The organism is Pseudomonas arsenicoxydans, assembly GCF_006438915.1.
Lineage (GTDB): Bacteria > Pseudomonadota > Gammaproteobacteria > Pseudomonadales > Pseudomonadaceae > Aquipseudomonas > Aquipseudomonas arsenicoxydans_A.
On sequence record NZ_RCZE01000001.1, the window covers coordinates 667,988 to 684,748 of the forward strand.

At 60.6% G+C, this 16,761-nt stretch carries 18 protein-coding genes; 8 read left to right on the forward strand and 10 right to left on the reverse strand.

Going from position 1 to position 16,761, the window contains the following annotated elements; genetic code table 11:
* Nucleotides 1-35 precede the first annotated feature (35 nt).
* The 4 genes from zur to EAH78_RS03085 are packed head-to-tail and all read left to right on the forward strand — an operon-like array spanning nucleotide 36 to nucleotide 2,829.
* On the forward strand, nucleotides 36-518 hold the full coding sequence (gene zur, locus EAH78_RS03070) for a zinc uptake transcriptional repressor Zur (protein WP_140665426.1): 483 nt from the start codon (nucleotides 36-38) through the stop codon (nucleotides 516-518).
* On the forward strand, nucleotides 518-1,294 hold the full coding sequence (znuC, locus tag EAH78_RS03075) for a zinc ABC transporter ATP-binding protein ZnuC (RefSeq protein ID WP_027926145.1): 777 nt from the start codon (nucleotides 518-520) through the stop codon (nucleotides 1,292-1,294). Before zur ends, znuC begins: the two co-directional genes overlap by 1 nt.
* Nucleotides 1,287-2,075, forward strand: coding sequence for a zinc ABC transporter permease subunit ZnuB (gene znuB, locus EAH78_RS03080; RefSeq protein WP_140665429.1), 789 nt, complete (start codon nucleotides 1,287-1,289; stop codon nucleotides 2,073-2,075). Before znuC ends, znuB begins: the two co-directional genes overlap by 8 nt.
* A 37-nt stretch (nucleotides 2,076-2,112) precedes the next feature.
* Nucleotides 2,113-2,829, forward strand: a complete 717-nt coding sequence (locus tag EAH78_RS03085; RefSeq protein ID WP_140665432.1) for a PA5502 family lipoprotein — start codon at nucleotides 2,113-2,115, stop codon at nucleotides 2,827-2,829.
* Between the two features lie 99 nt (nucleotides 2,830-2,928).
* On the opposite strand, the gene katE is transcribed toward EAH78_RS03085, so the two are convergent.
* Nucleotides 2,929-5,118: a catalase HPII gene (gene katE, locus EAH78_RS03090; protein ID WP_140665437.1), complete on the reverse strand. Its 2,190-nt coding sequence runs from the start codon at nucleotides 5,116-5,118 to the stop codon at nucleotides 2,929-2,931.
* A gap of 212 nt (nucleotides 5,119-5,330) precedes the next feature.
* On the opposite strand from katE, the gene EAH78_RS03095 reads away from it, so the two are divergent.
* The 3 genes from EAH78_RS03095 (at nucleotide 5,331) to EAH78_RS03105 (ending at nucleotide 7,863) form a co-directional block, all read left to right on the forward strand.
* Complete coding sequence (locus EAH78_RS03095) at nucleotides 5,331-6,338, forward strand: methionine ABC transporter ATP-binding protein (RefSeq protein WP_140665440.1); 1,008 nt, start codon at nucleotides 5,331-5,333, stop codon at nucleotides 6,336-6,338.
* Entirely contained in the window at nucleotides 6,338-7,012 is a 675-nt protein-coding gene (locus EAH78_RS03100; RefSeq protein ID WP_027926140.1) for a methionine ABC transporter permease, read from the forward strand. Before EAH78_RS03095 ends, EAH78_RS03100 begins: the two co-directional genes overlap by 1 nt.
* Nucleotides 7,013-7,089: 77 nt before the next feature.
* On the forward strand, nucleotides 7,090-7,863 hold the full coding sequence (locus EAH78_RS03105; protein ID WP_140665444.1) for a MetQ/NlpA family ABC transporter substrate-binding protein: 774 nt from the start codon (nucleotides 7,090-7,092) through the stop codon (nucleotides 7,861-7,863).
* A gap of 179 nt (nucleotides 7,864-8,042) precedes the next feature.
* Here EAH78_RS03105 and EAH78_RS03110 read toward each other — a convergent pair whose 3' ends face one another.
* The 5 genes from EAH78_RS03110 to EAH78_RS03130 are packed head-to-tail and all read right to left on the reverse strand — an operon-like array spanning nucleotide 8,043 to nucleotide 11,951.
* Nucleotides 8,043-8,678 carry an SCO family protein gene (locus tag EAH78_RS03110; protein ID WP_059181882.1) on the reverse strand — a complete coding sequence of 212 codons (636 nt, stop codon included), beginning with the start codon at nucleotides 8,676-8,678 and terminating at the stop codon, nucleotides 8,043-8,045.
* The gene (gene cyoE / locus EAH78_RS03115) at nucleotides 8,675-9,574 is read right to left on the reverse strand and encodes a heme o synthase (RefSeq protein ID WP_140665447.1); all 900 of its coding nucleotides are present in this window, start codon (nucleotides 9,572-9,574) and stop codon (nucleotides 8,675-8,677) included. The genes EAH78_RS03110 and cyoE overlap by 4 nt, the downstream gene beginning before the upstream one ends.
* A complete protein-coding gene (locus tag EAH78_RS03120) occupies nucleotides 9,562-10,641 on the reverse strand; it encodes a COX15/CtaA family protein (RefSeq protein ID WP_140665451.1) in 1,080 nt (359 codons plus the stop codon). Before EAH78_RS03120 ends, cyoE begins: the two co-directional genes overlap by 13 nt.
* Nucleotides 10,642-10,651: 10 nt before the next feature.
* Nucleotides 10,652-11,245 carry a hypothetical protein gene (locus tag EAH78_RS03125; protein ID WP_140665454.1) on the reverse strand — a complete coding sequence of 198 codons (594 nt, stop codon included), beginning with the start codon at nucleotides 11,243-11,245 and terminating at the stop codon, nucleotides 10,652-10,654.
* Nucleotides 11,211-11,951, reverse strand: coding sequence for an SURF1 family protein (locus EAH78_RS03130; RefSeq protein ID WP_140665457.1), 741 nt, complete (start codon nucleotides 11,949-11,951; stop codon nucleotides 11,211-11,213). Before EAH78_RS03130 ends, EAH78_RS03125 begins: the two co-directional genes overlap by 35 nt.
* A gap of 70 nt (nucleotides 11,952-12,021) precedes the next feature.
* Here EAH78_RS03130 and EAH78_RS03135 point away from each other — a divergent pair, with 70 nt between their 5' ends.
* Nucleotides 12,022-12,225 (forward strand): twin transmembrane helix small protein, encoded by a 204-nt coding sequence (locus EAH78_RS03135; RefSeq protein WP_027926133.1) that lies wholly within the window; start codon nucleotides 12,022-12,024, stop codon nucleotides 12,223-12,225.
* Nucleotides 12,226-12,229: 4 nt separating this feature from the next.
* On the opposite strand, the gene EAH78_RS03140 is transcribed toward EAH78_RS03135, so the two are convergent.
* From EAH78_RS03140 to coxB, 4 genes are all read right to left on the reverse strand, one after another.
* The gene (locus tag EAH78_RS03140) at nucleotides 12,230-13,117 is read right to left on the reverse strand and encodes a cytochrome c oxidase subunit 3 (protein ID WP_140665462.1); all 888 of its coding nucleotides are present in this window, start codon (nucleotides 13,115-13,117) and stop codon (nucleotides 12,230-12,232) included.
* 33 nt (nucleotides 13,118-13,150) lie between these two features.
* The gene (locus EAH78_RS03145) at nucleotides 13,151-13,708 is read right to left on the reverse strand and encodes a cytochrome c oxidase assembly protein (RefSeq protein WP_027926131.1); all 558 of its coding nucleotides are present in this window, start codon (nucleotides 13,706-13,708) and stop codon (nucleotides 13,151-13,153) included.
* Nucleotides 13,709-13,873: 165 nt separating this feature from the next.
* Nucleotides 13,874-15,460: a cytochrome c oxidase subunit I gene (gene ctaD, locus EAH78_RS03150; RefSeq protein ID WP_140665465.1), complete on the reverse strand. Its 1,587-nt coding sequence runs from the start codon at nucleotides 15,458-15,460 to the stop codon at nucleotides 13,874-13,876.
* 82 nt (nucleotides 15,461-15,542) lie between these two features.
* Entirely contained in the window at nucleotides 15,543-16,670 is a 1,128-nt protein-coding gene (coxB, locus tag EAH78_RS03155) for a cytochrome c oxidase subunit II (protein WP_140665468.1), read from the reverse strand.
* Nucleotides 16,671-16,761 lie beyond the last annotated feature (91 nt).

Below are 16,761 nucleotides of genomic sequence, written 5' to 3' on the forward strand. Positions count from 1 at the left end.
CATAATAACGTCTCTCACAAAACTCGTCGCCGCTCATGCCTAAAACACCGATTGCCAGCCGTCCCCACGACCACTCTCATTGCGTGCATAGCGCTTTGTCCGAGGCCGATGTCCTGTGCGCACGTCAGGGGCTGCGCCTGACCGCTTTGCGCCGGCGGGTGCTGGAACTGGTGTGGCAAAGCCACAAACCGCTGGGGGCCTACGACATTCTCGCGGTGCTCAGTGAGCAGGATGGCCGTCGTGCCGCGCCGCCCACCGTGTACCGTGCGCTGGATTTCCTCCTGGAAAACGGCCTCGTACACCGCATCTCCTCGCTGAACGCCTTCGTCGGCTGTAACCATCCGGGGCACGCCCACCAGGGGCAGTTCCTGATTTGCCGCGAATGCCACGCCGCCATTGAGCTCGAACAGAAGTCCATCAGCGACGCCATCGTGGGCAGTGCCAAGGATGTTGGATTTATCGTCGAAGGCCAGACCGTTGAAGTGGTCGGTCTCTGCTCGGGCTGCCAGGGGGCTTGATGAGCAACGCGCTGATCCGCCTCGAGCAGGTTGCCGTCACGTTTGCCGGGCAATCCGTGCTGGATAACATCGAGCTGAGCGTCGAGCCGGGGCAGATCGTCACGCTGATCGGCCCTAATGGTGCCGGCAAGACCACGCTGGTGCGCGCGGTGCTCGGTCTGTTGAAGCCGGACAGCGGCACGGTGTGGCGCAAGCCGAAACTGCGCGTGGGTTACATGCCGCAAAAACTTCACGTCGATCCGACGCTGCCGCTCTCGGTGTTGCGCTTCTTGCGGCTGGTGCCGGGTGTGGACCGTGCCATGGCGCTGTCCGCACTCAAGGAAGTCGGTGCCGAACAGGTGATCGACAGCCCGGTGCAAAGTGTTTCCGGTGGTGAAATGCAGCGTGTGCTGCTGGCCCGGGCGCTGCTGCGCGAGCCGGAATTGCTGGTGCTCGACGAGCCGGTGCAAGGCGTCGACGTCGCCGGCCAAGCCGAACTCTATAGCCTGATCACACGGCTGCGCGACCGTCACGGCTGCGGCGTGCTGATGGTATCCCATGATCTGCACCTGGTGATGAGCACCACTGATCAGGTGGTTTGCCTCAATCGCCACGTCTGTTGCTCCGGCCATCCTGAACAAGTCAGCGGCGATCCGGCCTTCGTCGAACTGTTCGGCAAGAACGCCCAAAGCCTGGCGATTTATCACCACCACCACGACCACGCCCATGACCTGCATGGCTCGGTCGTCACGGCGGCTCAACCCCACGTTCACGGAGATAGCTGCAAGCATGGCTGATTTTCTGCTCTACGCCCTGCTTGCAGGTTTGGCTTTGGCGCTGGTGGCGGGCCCGCTGGGTTCGTTCGTGGTCTGGCGGCGCATGGCCTATTTCGGCGACACCTTGTCCCATGCAGCCTTGCTCGGCGTAGCGCTGGGATTCTTGCTGGACGTCAGCCCCACCGTTGCGGTGACCGTTGGGTGCTTGCTGTTGGCGGTGCTGCTGGTGACCTTGCAACAACGCCAACCGCTGGCGTCTGACACCCTTTTGGGAATTCTCGCACCGAGCACGCTCTCTCTGGGCCTGGTGGTACTAAGCTTCATGCACGAAGTGCGGATCGACCTGATGGCGTATCTGTTCGGCGACTTGCTGGCGATCAGCCCGACCGATCTGGCCTGGATCCTCGGCGGCAGCGCGGCGGTACTGGCGTTGCTGGTGATCTTGTGGCGGCCGTTGCTGGCCATCACGGTGCATGAAGAGTTGGCCAAGGTTGAAGGGTTGCCAGTGGCGTCGTTGCGTCTGGCCCTGATGCTATTGATCGCCGTGGTGATCGCGGTGGCGATGAAAATCGTCGGCGTTTTGCTGATTACATCGCTGCTGATCATCCCGGCAGCTGCGGCACAACGTCACGCCCGCTCACCGGAGCAGATGGCACTGGGCGCGAGCCTGCTGGGCATGCTCGCGGTCTGTGGCGGGCTGGCACTGTCGTGGTTCAAGGACACGCCGGCGGGCCCCTCGATTGTTGTGACGGCGGCCGCACTGTTTCTGCTGAGTTTTGTCCTGCCCCGTCGAGGGGTGTAGACTTGCTCGTTTTTTGCGCAAATAGAGAGTCGCAGGAATGAAGCCGTTCGCCTCACGTTATCTGCTCCTTGTCGCATTTTCCTTGCTGCTGGGCGCCTGCCAAAGCACGCCACCGGCGGCCACCGAAGCCACGGATGCGCGAGCTACGGCCATCACACAGCTGGAACAAAGCCTGGCCAGCAACGAGTTGGCCACCGCCGAAGATCAATTGGCCACCTTGCAGGCCCAGTCCCCCAACGATCAATCCCTTGAGCAATACCAACGGCAACTGGCCGAGGCCTATCTGCGTCGTAGCCAGATCGTCCTGCAAAAAGGTGATGTGAATGCCGCCGCCACCGCGCTGAGCCGTGCTCGGGTCCTGATGCCGAAAGCGCCGGCACTGACCGGTGGGGTCAATAACGCCATCGTCTCGGCTCGCAAAGCCGAGTTGGATAAAGCGGAAGCCGATTTGAAAGCCGCTGAGGCCAAGCCCCAGGCGAAGGTGATTGATCCGACCGCTGAAAGCACCACGGTTGCATTGAACCTCAACGATATGGCAAAACTTCGTCGTCAACTGGATGCCATCGCCGCTGATGTGGTGAATTATCAGTGCGACGTGAGCATTCAGGCACCGCGCACCGATGATTATCCTTGGCTGGCCACGTTGCTGACCAAGCGGGTGAAGAAGCTCGATCCGGACTTCGATCTGAAGCTGGAAAAGCAAATTCTGCGCAACATTCCGGCGCAGATGGTCCTGAGTCCGCGTAAACCCTAAAAGCTTCGCGAGCAAGCCCGCTCCCACAAGGTTGTGTGTTCGACACAGATCCAATGTGGGAGCGGGCTTGCTCGAAGGCGTCCTTCCTGCAATAAAGAACTAGGCCGGAATCGCCTTGGCCTTAGGCTCCCGATCCCAAACCCGATGCTGTCCGATCGCCGCAAAAAACGGCTTGATCAACTTCGCATCCGCCCCGACGATCAACCCCGCATCAACCTCCAGCTTCAACACATCCAGCAATTGCTTCGCCTCGCCATGCAGCGCAATCGCCTTCAAGTGCTTGTACGCCTCCAGCAGGTAATGCAATGCCACGCCATCACCGCTCAACGCCTTGATCGACGCCGCGCCACCCGGCACAAACACCGCATCGAACGCCACCGAAGGCAGACCTTCCATCGACGCGTCCACGGGCAACATTTTGCCATCAGCGGTTTTCACCGGTGCAGAGGTCGGCCCCAGCAATTTAGCGTGCGCGCCTTCGGCCTGCAGCGCCTTCTTCATCGCATCAATCGCGGCACCATCGACACCGTTGGCTGCAAGAATCGCCACTTTGCGGGTTTTGATGTTACCTGGCAGCAAATTGGCCTGACTGAGGGCCGGCGAGCGCTCCAGGGAGGTTTTTGGCACCTCGACCGTCCCGGCTTTCGGCGCTGGCAAGCCAAGGTTGGCGGCCACGCGTTTGGCCAGCTCCAGATCGATGTTGGCGAGGATCTCGTTCACCTCGCGTGCCCGAATGGCTTCACGCTCAACTTTGCCGAGTTCAAAGCTGTACGCCGAGATGATGTGTTCTTGCTCGTGCTTGCTCATGCTGTGGAAGAACAGGCGTGCCTGGGAGAAGTGGTCGCCAAACGATTCGCTACGCTGCCGGATCTTGTTGGCGTCGATACGCTCCGGATAGGTCTCAAAGCCACCATCCTGCGCGGCGGGCGGAGTTTCTTTGGGCCAGCCGCCGTCGATGGAGTTCGGCTCGTAAGCTGCACGGCCCTTGTCGATGGTGGTTCGGTGCATCGCATCGCGCTGACCGTTATGGAACGGCGCTACTGGCCGGTTGATCGGGATCTCATGAAAATTCGGCCCGCCGAGTCGGCTGATCTGCGTATCGGTGTAGGAAAACAGCCGACCTTGCAGCAACGGATCGTTGGAGAAATCGATCCCCGGTACGATGTGGCCCGGGCAGAACGCAACCTGCTCGGTTTCGGCGAAGAAGTTGTCCGGGTTGCGGTTCAGCACCATTTTGCCCAGCGGTGTAATGGGTACGGTTTCTTCGGGAATCAGCTTGGTGGGGTCGAGGATGTCGAAGTCGAAATCGTGCTCGTTTTCCTCTTCGATGATCTGCACGCCGAGTTCCCACTCCGGGTAATCGCCCATCTCGATGGCTTCCCAGAGGTCGCGACGGTGGAAGTCGGTGTCTTTGCCGGCCAGCTTCTGCGCCTCATCCCACACCAGCGAACACGTGCCCGCGGTGGGGCGCCAGTGGAATTTGACGAAGCGCGATTTGCCTTCTGCGTTGATCAGCCGAAACGTGTGCACACCGAAGCCCTGCATGCTGCGCAGGCTTTTCGGGATGGCCCGGTCGGACATGGCCCAAATCACCATGTGCGCCGATTCCGGTACCAGAGAGACGAAGTCCCAGAAGGTGTCGTGAGCCGAGCCCCCAGTGGGAATCTCGTTATGTGGCTCCGGTTTCACCGCGTGTACGAAGTCCGGAAACTTGATCGCGTCCTGAATGAAGAACACCGGCATGTTGTTGCCCACCAGATCGAAGTTGCCCTCGTCGGTGAAGAACTTCACGGCGAAACCTCGTACGTCCCGCACGGTATCGCCTGACCCTCGAGGGCCTTGTACCGTGGAGAAACGCGTAAACACCGGCGTCTTCTTGCCCGGATCCTGCAGGAAACCGGCTTTGGTCAGCACGGAATGGTTTTCGTACGTCTGGAAATAACCATGCGCGCCGGTCCCGCGGGCATGGACGATGCGTTCCGGGATGCGCTCATGGTCAAAGTGCGTGATTTTCTCACGCATGATGAAGTCTTCCAGCAGCGAAGGACCGCGGGCGCCGACTTTCAGGGTGTTCTGATTGTCCGAAACCTTCACGCCCTGGTTGGTGCGCAGGGCCTGTTCGGTGGCGTCGGAGCGAAATTTCTCCAGGCTGTCGAGCTTGGTATTGGTGTTGCCGCGGTCCAGGGTGTCAGTACCGGCCAATGCGCTTTTGCCGGGGGCAGGCTTCTTGTTACTCATCAGTCTAAACTCCTCGTTGCGATTCCCGCCGTAGCCAGGATTCTTGTGCATTCCCCAGGCACGGCACCGGGGGCGTTTTCGAGTTGCCTTATTAGTGACTGATGGGGTTTTTAGCCGTTCCTTTTTTATGACCTTTGATCGCGTTATTGCCAAATCGAAGGTTGAATGCGGAATAAATGCTAATAACCTCTATACGGACAGGCTAAAATGCGCGCCCGGCTAACCGCTGATCCTTTTCTAACGCGCCCCACAAGGTTCGCTACGTGATCGAGTTTCAAAACGTCCATAAAACCTACCGCGTCGCCGGTAAGGATATTCCCGCCCTGCATCCGACCAGTCTGACGATTGAGAACGGTCAGGTATTCGGCCTGATCGGCCATTCCGGTGCGGGGAAAAGTACCCTGCTGCGCCTGATCAATCGCCTGGAGAATTCCAGCGGCGGCAAGATCTTCGTCGACGGCGAAGAAGTCACCGCGCTGGACGCCAACAGCCTGCGGCGCTTCCGTCAGCAAGTCGGGATGATCTTCCAGCACTTCAACCTGCTGGCGTCCAAGACTGTGGCTGACAACGTCGCATTGCCACTGATCCTGGCTGGCGAGCTGTCGCGCAGCGAGATCGACCTGCGCGTGGCCGAGTTGCTGGCGCGGGTGGGTTTGTCCGACCACGCCAAGAAGTACCCAGCGCAGTTGTCCGGTGGCCAGAAGCAGCGCGTCGGCATTGCCCGCGCCCTGGCGACCAAGCCGAAAATCCTCCTGTGCGATGAAGCCACCAGCGCCCTGGATCCGCAAACCACGGCGTCGGTCCTGCAATTGCTGGCCGAGATCAACCGCGAGCTGAAACTGACCATCGTCCTGATCACCCACGAGATGGACGTGATCCGCCGTGTGTGCGATCAGGTCGCGGTGATGGACGCCGGTGTGATCGTCGAGCAAGGTTCGGTGGCCGAGGTGTTCCTGCATCCCAAGCACCCGACCACCAAGCGCTTCGTGCAGGAGGACGAGCAGATCGACGAAAGCGAGCAGCGCGATGACTTCGCTCACGTGCCGGGCCGCATCGTGCGTCTGACCTTCCAGGGCGAAGCGACCTACGCGCCGTTGCTGGGCACCGTCGCCCGGGAAACCGGTGTGGACTACAGCATCCTGGCCGGTCGTATCGACCGCATCAAAGACGTCCCTTACGGGCAACTCACCCTGGCCGTCACCGGTGGCGACATGGACGCGGCGTTTGCCCGTTTCACCGCGGCTGACGTCCACATGGAGGTGCTGCGCTAATGGAAGCCCTGACTGCATTCTTTGCCAATATCGACTGGTTCGAAATCTGGCTGGCCACCGGCGACACATTGCTGATGCTCGGCGGTTCGTTGTTGTTCACCGTGTTGCTCGGCTTGCCACTGGGCGTGCTGCTGTTCCTGTGCAGCCCGCGTCAGTTGCTGGAAGCCAAAGGCGTCTACGCGATGTTGTCGCTGGTGGTGAACATCCTGCGTTCGCTGCCCTTCATCATCCTGCTGATCGTAATGATTCCGTTCACGGTGCTGATCACCGGTACGTCGCTGGGTGTCGCCGGTGCGATCCCGCCACTGGTGGTGGGTGCCACGCCGTTCTTCGCACGACTGGTGGAAACCGCGTTGCGTGAAGTGGATCGCGGCATCATCGAAGCCACCCAGGCCATGGGCGCGACGACGCGTCAGATCATCACCAATGCCTTGCTGCCAGAAGCCCGCCCGGGCATCTTCGCGGCGATTACGGTGACGGCGATTACACTGGTGTCCTACACGGCCATGGCCGGCGTGGTCGGCGCTGGCGGTCTGGGTGACCTGGCGATCCGCTTCGGCTACCAGCGTTTCCAGACCGATGTCATGGTGGTGACGGTGGTGTTGCTACTGGTGCTGGTCCAGGTGCTGCAAACCGTTGGCGACAAATTGGTTGTGCATTTTTCTAGAAAATAAACAGTTCACGTAAATAAGTCATGAGCCGGCCATTCGCTGGCAGGCGCCAAACGGGCGCCTCATATGGAGTTAGCTGAATGAAGAAACTACTCGTCGTATTGGCTGCTGTAGCGGCGTTTTCCGCCCAGGCCGACGAAACGCTGACCGTCGCTGCGACCCCGGTCCCGCACGCAGAAATCCTCGAATTCGTGAAACCGGCGCTGGCCAAGGAAGGCGTGGACCTGAAGGTCAAAGTTTTCACCGACTACATTCAGCCGAACGTGCAGGTGGCGGAAAAACGTCTGGACGCCAACTTCTTCCAGCACCAGCCCTACCTCGATGAGTTCAACAAGGCCAAGGGCACCAACCTGGTCGCCGTTGCCGGTGTGCACATTGAGCCGCTGGGCGCTTACTCCAGCAAGTACAAGGCACTGACCGAATTGCCGGGCGGCGCCAACGTGGTGATTCCGAACGACGCCACCAACGGCGGCCGCGCGCTGTTGCTGCTGGCGAAGGCTGGCCTGATCAAGTTGAAGGAACCGAACAACATCCTGTCGACCGTGAAGGACATCACCGAGAACTCCAAGGACCTGAAATTCCGTGAACTGGAAGCCGCGACCATCCCGCGCGTGCTGACCCAGGTCGACCTGGCGCTGATCAACACCAACTACGCGCTGGAAGCCAAGCTCGATCCGTCCAAGGACGCACTGGTCATCGAAGGCAGCGACTCGCCGTACGTGAACATCCTGGTGGCTCGTCCGGACGACAAGGACAGCGAGGCGATGAAGAAACTGGTTGCTGCGCTGCACAGCCCGGAAGTCAAAGCGTTCATTCTTGAGAAGTACAAAGGCGCGGTATTGCCTGCGTTTTGATCTGAAGCTTTAACAAAAAATGGGGCGCATTGAATGCGCCCCATTTTTTTATGCCTGAAACACCGTACATGTGGGAGCGGGCTTGCTCGCGAAAGCGGTGGATCAGTCAGCATATCTTTTGACCGACACACCGCTTTCGCGAGCAAGCCCGCTCCCGCAGGGGTTATGTGTTGTCCGAACTATTTGCGGTTAAGCATCACCGGCAACTGCGCCACCAATTTCACATTGTTCAACGGTGCCCGAATAAACCCACGCTGCGTGCCATCCGGCCCGATCACCGCCAGATTACCGCTGTGATCCACCGTGTAATTGGGCTTGCTGGTGTCCGCCGGAATAAACGGAATGCTCACCGCGTTGGCCAGTTTCTGAATGTCATCCACCGATGAGGCGGTCAGGCCTTTGAACTGCGGATCAAAGTAGCCCAGGTACTGCTTGAGCTGAGCCGGGGTATCACGGTTCGGGTCGACGCTGACCAGGATGACCTGCAACTTGGCCGCCGCTTCCGGTGGCAGCTCGCTCTTGATCTGACGCAGCTGGGCTAGGGTGGTCGGGCAGATGTCCGGGCAGAAGGTGTAGCCGAAGAACAGCAAACTCCACTTGTCTTTCAGCTGATTGACCGTCACCGGGTTGCCGTCCTGATCGGTCATCTTCACGTCCGGCAGGTTGCGGCTTTGCGGCAGCAGGATGATGCCCGCGTCGATCAGTGCCGTCGGGTCGCCCTGGCCTTTACCGGACAGCACTTTGTTGATGGTCAGGCCCAGGACCAGTGCGATCAGGGCGACGAGAATGAAGACGGTTTTCTGGGTTCGAGTCATAGGTTCAACAGTAAGTAGTGGTCTACGAGCAGCGCGATAAACAGCAGGAACAAGTAGTAAATAGAGTACTTGAACGTGTTGATCGCCGCGTGCGGCCGAGTGCCACGGTACAGCACCACGGCCCATTGCAGAAACCTTGCGCCCAGCCCCAGCGCGCAAATCAGGTAGAGCACGCCGCTCATGTGGATCACGTAGGGCATCAGGCTGACGGCCAGCAACGCGAAGGTGTAAAGCAAGATGTGTACCTTGGTGTAGTGCTCGCCGTGGGTCACTGGCAGCATCGGAATGTCGGCCTTGGCGTATTCCTCTTTGCGGTGGATCGCCAGGGCCCAGAAGTGTGGCGGGGTCCAGGCGAAGATGATCAGCACCAGCAGCAGTGGTTCGGCACTGACATGCCCGGTCGCGGCGGTCCAGCCAAGCAGCGGCGGGGCAGCCCCGGCCAGGCCGCCGATGACGATGTTCTGCGGGGTCGCGCGTTTCAGGAAACCGGTGTAGACCACCGCATAGCCGAGCAGCGAAGCCAGGGTCAGCCAGGCCGTCAGCGCATTGGTGAACGCGAGCAGCACGGCTTGGCCCAGCACGGCCAATACCAAGGCAAACGTCAGCGCCGCCGCCGGCGACACCCGGCCTTCGGCCAACGGACGTTTGTGCGTGCGGGCCATCACCGCGTCGATGCGCCGGTCCACCACATGGTTGACCGCTGCCGCACCTCCGGCACACAGGGCGATCCCCAGATTGCCGAACACCAGCACCGTCCACGGCACCCCGGCGCGGGTCGCGAGGAACATGCCGACCAGCGAGGTGATGAGCATCAGCACCACCACTTTCGGCTTGGTCAGCTCCAGATAGTCACGCCAGATTGCCTGACTGTGACGTTCGCCGATCAGAGTCGCCATGGCATCTCTCCTTTTATTGTTATGGGCCCGGCCGAGTGTTTACGCGGGCTGAACCGCCAGCGCGCAGGGGATTGCTGCTTGACCCGAACCAGACTGGTTCGCGCGTGATAATTGACCAGCACCATCGTCAGCAGCAGTGCCGCGCCGCCCGCGTTGTGGGCGACGGCCACCGGCAGGGGCAAGTGGAACAGCACGTTGCTGATACCGAGGGTGATTTGGGTGGCGAGGGCGACCAGCACCAGCCCCGCGAGGCGGGTCATGCCGACGACTTTCAGCTGCCAGGCGAGCCCGAGCAGTACGAGCGTGACCAGCAGCGCGCCGATACGGTGAGTCAAATGAATCGCCGTGCGTGCGTCGCTGTCCAGTTGCCCGCCGAGATAATTCGGGCCGATGTGTTGAGTCAGGTGGAAGCCGTTGGCGAAATCGGCCGGCGGAATCCACTGCCCATGGCAGGTCGGGAAATCGATGCAGGCCACGGCGGCATAGTTGGAACTGACCCAGCCGCCGAGGGCGATTTGCAGGATCACCAGCAGCAAACCGGCCGTCGCCCAGTACTGCAAACGTCGTGGCACCGTCAGCGCCGGCAGCACGCCGGACAACCTCAACGTCAGTAGAAACAGCAGACTCAACGTGGCAAAACCGCCAAGCAAATGCCCGGTCACCACCTGTGGCCAGAGCTTGAGCGTCACCGTCCACATGCCGAACGCGGCCTGGGCGAACACCACGGCCAGCAGAAACAGCGGCAACTTCACCGGTTGCCCCGGATGACGACGATGCACCCAGGCGCGACCGGCCAGCACCGCGATCAGCATGCCCAGCGTGCCGGCAAAATAACGGTGGATCATTTCATTCCAGCCCTTGTGGGCCACCACCGGCGTATCGGGAAAATGCAGCTCGGCATGGGCCAGCTGGGCTTCGCTTTTTGGCACGCTGATAAAACCGTAGCAACCCGGCCAGTCCGGGCAGCCGAGGCCGGCGTGGGTCAGGCGGGTGTAGGCGCCGAGTAGCACCACAATCAGTGCCAGCAAGGTGGCAAACAGCGCGAGGCGAAATCCAGGTTTGGCCATGACGATGCCCTTATCCGATGTTCGACAGTTTCAGCAGATGACGCAGGTCGTTGAGCAGGTCCTTACCCTTCACCGTCGGGTCATAGCGCAGCACCAGATTGCCGTGCGGATCGATGATCCACAGCTGCGGGACTGTTTTGTCGCCGGTCGTCTTGCTGAAGGTGGTGAGGTCCATGGGGTAGCGTTGCAGTTGCGGGTATTCGCGGGTCAGCTTGGCGTCGTAATCCGCCGTCAGCGGTTGCGCGGCGGCCAAAGCGTGGCTGGCACGAGACGCATCGCGACCGAGGCCGATCTGAATCTGCCGCGCCAGGTACACCAGTTGCTGGCAGTCCACCGAACACTCCTTCGGCGCGGTCACCAGCATCTGCCAGCGATCCTCCTCGGCCTGCACACCGAGGTCCGCGCGGGTCTGGCCGTTGCCGATCAGTTCGCCGTGATAGCTGCGACCGTCCGGCACCCAGAACTGCAATTTGTACATGCCGGTGGCGAGGATCATCGGACCGATGACCCCGAGCAGAATCAGCAGCAACTGCAAGCGACCCTTGCGTCGACTCGCCGGCGGTTTCGCTTCAGACATGCTGGGTGGATTCATGGCCACTCCCATGGTGTTTCTCCTTTGCGTTGTGCCAACCGAGATAGAGGTAGAGGCCGAACAGGGCAAGCGACATGGCAAACCACTGCACGGCATAAGCGATGTGTTTTTCCGGGCCCATGGCGACGACTGGCCAATCGGCCTGGTACGTCGCGGGACCGTTTTCTGCGCGTAATTCGTAGGCAAACCCTTCACGCCCCAGCGCCGTCCAGAGCTTCGACGGCTCGACGGCGGTGACTAACTCAGGCCAGGTGGTGGCGCTCGGATCGGCGTGTAATTGAAAGGTCGCGCCGGGGGAAACGTAGACCCAGGCGTCCAGGCTCAACGCCTGAGTCGGCGTGATGAACTGCGGCGGCGTGCGCCGGTCCGGCCAGGGCAGCCAGCCGCGATTGACCAGCATCCAGAGCCCGGTCGCCTGGTCCTGAAACGGTTGCAGCAGCTCGACGCCGACCTTGCCGTCGCGCTGCCGATTGTCCAGCAACAGGCTGTGTGCGGCGTCGAATTGGCCGTGCAGATGAACGCGGCGGAAGGCCGGGTCTTCGGTGTGTTGCAGTTCGGTGCTGGCCATCGGCTCGGCGGCACGACGCTCGGCATAGCTTTGCAGCAGCGCGCTTTTCTCTGCGCCCCGGTTCAGTTGCCAGAACCCGAGCGACACCAGCAGCGGCAGCAACAGGGCGACCACCAGTGTCGGCACGATGCCCGGCCGGAAGCGCTTCATGGCGTGGCCAAAAAATCGTGAGTCGCGATAGCTATACTCAAGTGCATCGCCTTTCCCCCGGAGTCTCACCATGCTCAAAGCAGCCATCGTCCTGATGCTGATTGCCACGGTTGTCAGCCTGTTCAGCGGCCTTTTTTTTCTGGTCAAGGACGACAGCAGCTCAAACCGCCTCGTCATTGCCTTGAGTGTTCGTGTTGCCCTGGCCGCCACCACCGTCGGCTTGATCGCCTGGGGTTTCTACAGCGGCCAGTTGGTTTCTACGGCGCCTTGGTAAGGCCTCAGAGCACGTAGACGAAAACGAACAACCCGATCCACACCACGTCCACGAAGTGCCAGTACCAGCTCGCCGCCTCGAAGCCGAACTGGTGCTCGTTATCGAAGTGCCCGCGCATGATCCGAATGAGCATCACGAACAGGATGATCGTGCCAATGGTCACGTGGGCGCCGTGGAAACCGGTGAGCATGAAGAACGTCGCGCCGTAGATGCCGGAACCCAGGGTCAGGCCCAGTTCGTGGTAGGCATGCATGTACTCTTCGGCCTGGAACCCGAGGAATCCACAGCCCAGCAACACGGTGATCGCCAGCCAGATTTTCAGTGCGCCGCGATGACCCTTTTTCAAGGCGTGGTGGGCGATGGTCACGGTCACACTGGAGCTCACCAGCAAAATGGTATTGAGCAGCGGCAGGCCCCACGGGCTGATGACTTCCTTGGGCGGCGGAAAGAGTTTCGGGTCCGGGGTGTGCAGCAGCGGCCAGGCGAACTGGAAGTTTGGCCAGAGCATGTGGGCAATGCCTTTGGGCCCTTCGCCGCCGAGTGCGGGGCCTGAGATGTGCCGTACATAAAACAGCGCGCCGAAGAAGGCGATGAAGAACATCACTTCCGAGAAGATGAACCAGCTCATGCCCCAGCGGAACGAGCGGTCCATCTGTGCGCTGTACAACCCCGCGCGCCCTTCCTTGATCACCGTGCCGAACCAGCCGAACAGCATGTACGCCAACAACAGTCCACCGACGAAAAAGATCAGCGGGCCGTGGGATTCCGGCCGCGCGGCTTTCAGATCGTTGAACCAGGTGGCCAGGCCGAACACGGTGGTGAGCATGCCGAGCGTGGCGATGATCGGCCATTTGCTCTGGGCCGGTACGTAATAGTGTTCATGAGTTGCCATTTATTGTTCTCCTTATCGGGCACGCATTAGCGCCTAGCCACCGGTACTGGCGGCAACCGCCACGGGTGGATGGCGTGCGGTGATATCGAACAGCGTGTAAGACAGCGTCAGGTGTTTCACATCCTTGGGCATGTCACGGTCAACGATGAAACGTACCGGCATCTCGATCCGTTGACCGGGCTGCAGCACTTGCTGGGTAAAACAAAAACATTCGGTCTTGTGGAAGTACGCCGCCGCGGTGCTGGGCGCGATGCTCGGCACGGCCTGGGCGCTCATCGGTTTGTCGGTCGGGTTGTGCGCGATGAAAATCATCTCGTTTACCGCCCCCGGATGGGCCGTCAACTCTTCACTCTTGGGATAGAAATCCCAGGGCATGTCAGCGGTGTTGGTCGACAGGAACTGCACGCGCACTTGCCGCGACGTGTCGACCGTTTGCTCGCCCTCGTACTGCCCGGCAGTCTTGCCGTTAATGCCGAACGCCTTGCACATCACGTCGTAGATCGGCACCAGGGCAAACCCGAAGACAAACATCGCCACCACCACCAGCAACAGGCGGGTGACCAGTTTTTTCATCGAAATCGAGTCAGCCATGGTTTTCAACCTCTACGCCGAACCCTGTGGGAGCTGGCCTTTGTGGCGAGGTAGCTTGCTCCCGCTGGGTCGCGAAGCGGCCCCAAAAGCTTTGCGTCTGCTTCGCAAACGAGCGGGAGCAAGCTCCCTCGCCACAAAGGCTCACTCCTGCACAGCTCAGGGCGTTCATTTCACTTCCGGCGGCGTGGTGAAGGTGTGATAAGGCGCCGGTGACGGCACGCTCCACTCCAGGCCTTCGGCCCCTTCCCACGGTTTGGCCGGTGCTGGCGGGCCGCCGCGAATGGTCTTGATCACGATGAACAGGAAGAAAAGCTGCGTCGCACCGAACATGAACGCGCCAATCGACGACACCATGTTGAAGTCGGCGAATTGCAGGTTGTAGTCCGGAATCCGTCGCGGCATGCCCGCCAGCCCCACGAAGTGCATCGGGAAGAAAGTCATGTTCATGCCGACGAACGACAGCCAGAAATGCAGCTTGCCGAGGGTTTCGTCGTACATGTGTCCGGTCCATTTCGGCAGCCAGTAGTACGCCGAGGCAAAGATCCCGAAGATCGCCCCCGGCACCAGCACATAGTGGAAGTGCGCAACCACGAAGTAGGTGTCCTGGTACTGGAAGTCCGCCGGGGCGATGGCCAGCATCAGCCCGGAGAAACCACCGATGGAGAACAGGATCACGAACGCCACCGCAAACAGCATCGGCGTCTCGAAAGTCAGCGAGCCTTGCCACATGGTGCTGGCCCAGTTGAACACCTTCACCCCGGTCGGCACCGCGATCAGCAACGTGGCGTACATGAAGAACAGCTCGCCCACCAACGGAATGCCGACCACGAACATGTGGTGCGCCCAGACGATGAACGACAGGAACGCGATGCTCGCCGTTGCATAAACCATCGAGGTGTAGCCGAACAGCGGCTTGCGCGAGAAAGTCGGGATGATCGAGCTGACGGCACCGAACGCCGGCAGGATCATGATGTACACCTCGGGGTGGCCGAAGAACCAGAACACATGCTGGAACAACACCGGGTCACCGCCACCGGCGGCACTGAAGAAGCTGGTGCCGAAGTGGATGTCCATCAGCATCATCGTCACGCACCCGGCCAGCACCGGCATCACCGCGATCAGCAGGAACGCGGTGATCAGCCAGGTCCAGACGAACAGCGGCATTTTCATCAGCGTCATGCCGGGGGCGCGCAGGTTGAGGATGGTGGCGATCACGTTGATCGCGCCCATGATCGAACTGATGCCCATCAAGTGGATGGCGAAGATGAAGAACGTCACGCTTTCCGGGGCGTAGGTCGTTGATAGCGGGGCGTAGAAGGTCCAGCCGAAGTTCGGTCCGCCACCGGCGGTGAACAGGGTCGAGACCAGCAGGATGAATGCCGCCGGCAGCAGCCAGAAACTGAAGTTGTTCATTCGTGGCAACGCCATGTCCGGCGCGCCGATCATCAACGGGATCATCCAGTTGGCGAGGCCGACGAAGGCCGGCATTACCGCGCCGAAGACCATCACCAGGCCGTGCATGGTGGTCATCTGGTTGAAAAACGCCGGCTCGACGATTTGCAGCCCCGGCTGGAACAGCTCGGCGCGAATCACCATCGCGAACGAACCACCGAGCAGGAACATGCTGAACGCAAACCACAGGTACAGCGTGCCGATGTCTTTGTGGTTGGTGGTCAGCACCCAGCGCATCAGGCCTTTGGCGGGGCCGTGGGCGTGGTCGGCGTGACCGTGGTCATCGATAACAGCGCTCATGGCCTGTCTCCTGCAAACAGATGGGCTGGGCAGGCCGGGGCGCGTAGCCCCGACCGGTTCCTTACACGCGCAATAGACCGGGTCATTTGCTTTCCGCCTGTTTCAGCTCCAGCACTTCTTTAGGAGTGACCATGTCGCCTTTGTTGTTGCCCCAGGCGTTACGTTCGTAGGTCACGACCGCCGCGATATCGACTTCCGAGAGCTGCTTGCCGAACGCCGCCATGGCGGTGCCGGGTTTGCCGAAGTAAACGCGGTGCAGGTGATCGGCTTTCGGCCCGGTGGCAATCGGTGAACCCTTGAGCGCCGGGAACATCGGCGGCAGGCCCTGACCTTCGGCCTGGTGACAGGCGACGCAGGTGGTGTGATAGACCTTGTCGCCGCGCTCCTTGAGCTCGTCGAGGGTCCATTCCTTGCTGGTCAGCTCCTTGAGTTGCAGGGCTTCAGCCTTGCGGTCAGCGAGCCATTTTTCGTAATCGGCCTTTTCCTTGACCTCGACCACGATTGGCATGAAGCCATGGTCCTTGCCGCACAACTCGGCGCATTGGCCACGGTAGATGCCGGGCTTGTCGATGCGGGTCCAGGCTTCGTTGACGAACCCCGGGATCGCATCGCGCTTGACCGCGAAGGCCGGCACCCACCAGGAGTGAATGACGTCGGCGGAGGTCACCAGGAAGCGCACTTTCGCGCCAATCGGCAACACCAGCGGCTTGTCGACCTCGAGCAAGTAGTGCTCGCCCTTGGTTTCCTTGTTGTGGATTTGATCCTGGGGAGTGGCCAGGTTGCTGAAGAACTCGACGTCCTGGCCCAGGTATTTGTAGTGCCACTTCCACTGATAGCCGGTGACCTGGATGTCGATATCCGGCTCACTGGCGTCATACATCTTGATCAGGGTGGCCGTCGCGGGAACCGCCATGGCCACCAGGATCAGGAAGGGCACGATGGTCCAGAGGATTTCGACGGTAGTGCTTTCATGAAATTTTGCGGCCACCTGCCCGGTCGAGCGGCGGTGGACCATCATCGACCAGAACATGGCGCCGAAGACGATGATGCCGATCACTACACAGATCCAGAAAATGGTCATGTGCAGGTCAAATACTGCGTGACTGATTTCAGTCGCTCCCGGCGCCATATTCACAGTCCAGGCCGCTTGCGCCTGACTGAAAATCGACCACAACAGGAGGCCCATCCAGACGTGTGGATGTCGCATCATTGCGGGTTCCCCTTATCGTTCTTGTTATCCCGCCGGCTTTCACCTGCGGCAAGGGAGCGGCTTTTTCAGACTACGAACTTGAATCGCCGGG

Coding starts and splice junctions, on each gene's coding strand:
- zur (WP_140665426.1), top strand. CDS start 36: ATGCCTAAAACACCGATTGCCAGCCGTCCCCACGACCACTCTCATTGC.
- znuC (WP_027926145.1), top strand. CDS start 518: ATGAGCAACGCGCTGATCCGCCTCGAGCAGGTTGCCGTCACGTTTGCC.
- znuB (WP_140665429.1), top strand. CDS start 1,287: ATGGCTGATTTTCTGCTCTACGCCCTGCTTGCAGGTTTGGCTTTGGCG.
- EAH78_RS03085 (WP_140665432.1), top strand. CDS start 2,113: ATGAAGCCGTTCGCCTCACGTTATCTGCTCCTTGTCGCATTTTCCTTG.
- katE (WP_140665437.1), bottom strand. CDS start 5,118: ATGCACAAGAATCCTGGCTACGGCGGGAATCGCAACGAGGAGTTTAGA.
- EAH78_RS03100 (WP_027926140.1), top strand. CDS start 6,338: ATGGAAGCCCTGACTGCATTCTTTGCCAATATCGACTGGTTCGAAATC.
- EAH78_RS03105 (WP_140665444.1), top strand. CDS start 7,090: ATGAAGAAACTACTCGTCGTATTGGCTGCTGTAGCGGCGTTTTCCGCC.
- EAH78_RS03110 (WP_059181882.1), bottom strand. CDS start 8,678: ATGACTCGAACCCAGAAAACCGTCTTCATTCTCGTCGCCCTGATCGCA.
- cyoE (WP_140665447.1), bottom strand. CDS start 9,574: ATGGCGACTCTGATCGGCGAACGTCACAGTCAGGCAATCTGGCGTGAC.
- EAH78_RS03120 (WP_140665451.1), bottom strand. CDS start 10,641: ATGGCCAAACCTGGATTTCGCCTCGCGCTGTTTGCCACCTTGCTGGCA.
- EAH78_RS03125 (WP_140665454.1), bottom strand. CDS start 11,245: ATGGGAGTGGCCATGAATCCACCCAGCATGTCTGAAGCGAAACCGCCG.
- EAH78_RS03130 (WP_140665457.1), bottom strand. CDS start 11,951: ATGAAGCGCTTCCGGCCGGGCATCGTGCCGACACTGGTGGTCGCCCTG.
- EAH78_RS03135 (WP_027926133.1), top strand. CDS start 12,022: ATGCTCAAAGCAGCCATCGTCCTGATGCTGATTGCCACGGTTGTCAGC.
- EAH78_RS03140 (WP_140665462.1), bottom strand. CDS start 13,117: ATGGCAACTCATGAACACTATTACGTACCGGCCCAGAGCAAATGGCCG.
- EAH78_RS03145 (WP_027926131.1), bottom strand. CDS start 13,708: ATGGCTGACTCGATTTCGATGAAAAAACTGGTCACCCGCCTGTTGCTG.
- ctaD (WP_140665465.1), bottom strand. CDS start 15,460: ATGAGCGCTGTTATCGATGACCACGGTCACGCCGACCACGCCCACGGC.
- coxB (WP_140665468.1), bottom strand. CDS start 16,670: ATGATGCGACATCCACACGTCTGGATGGGCCTCCTGTTGTGGTCGATT.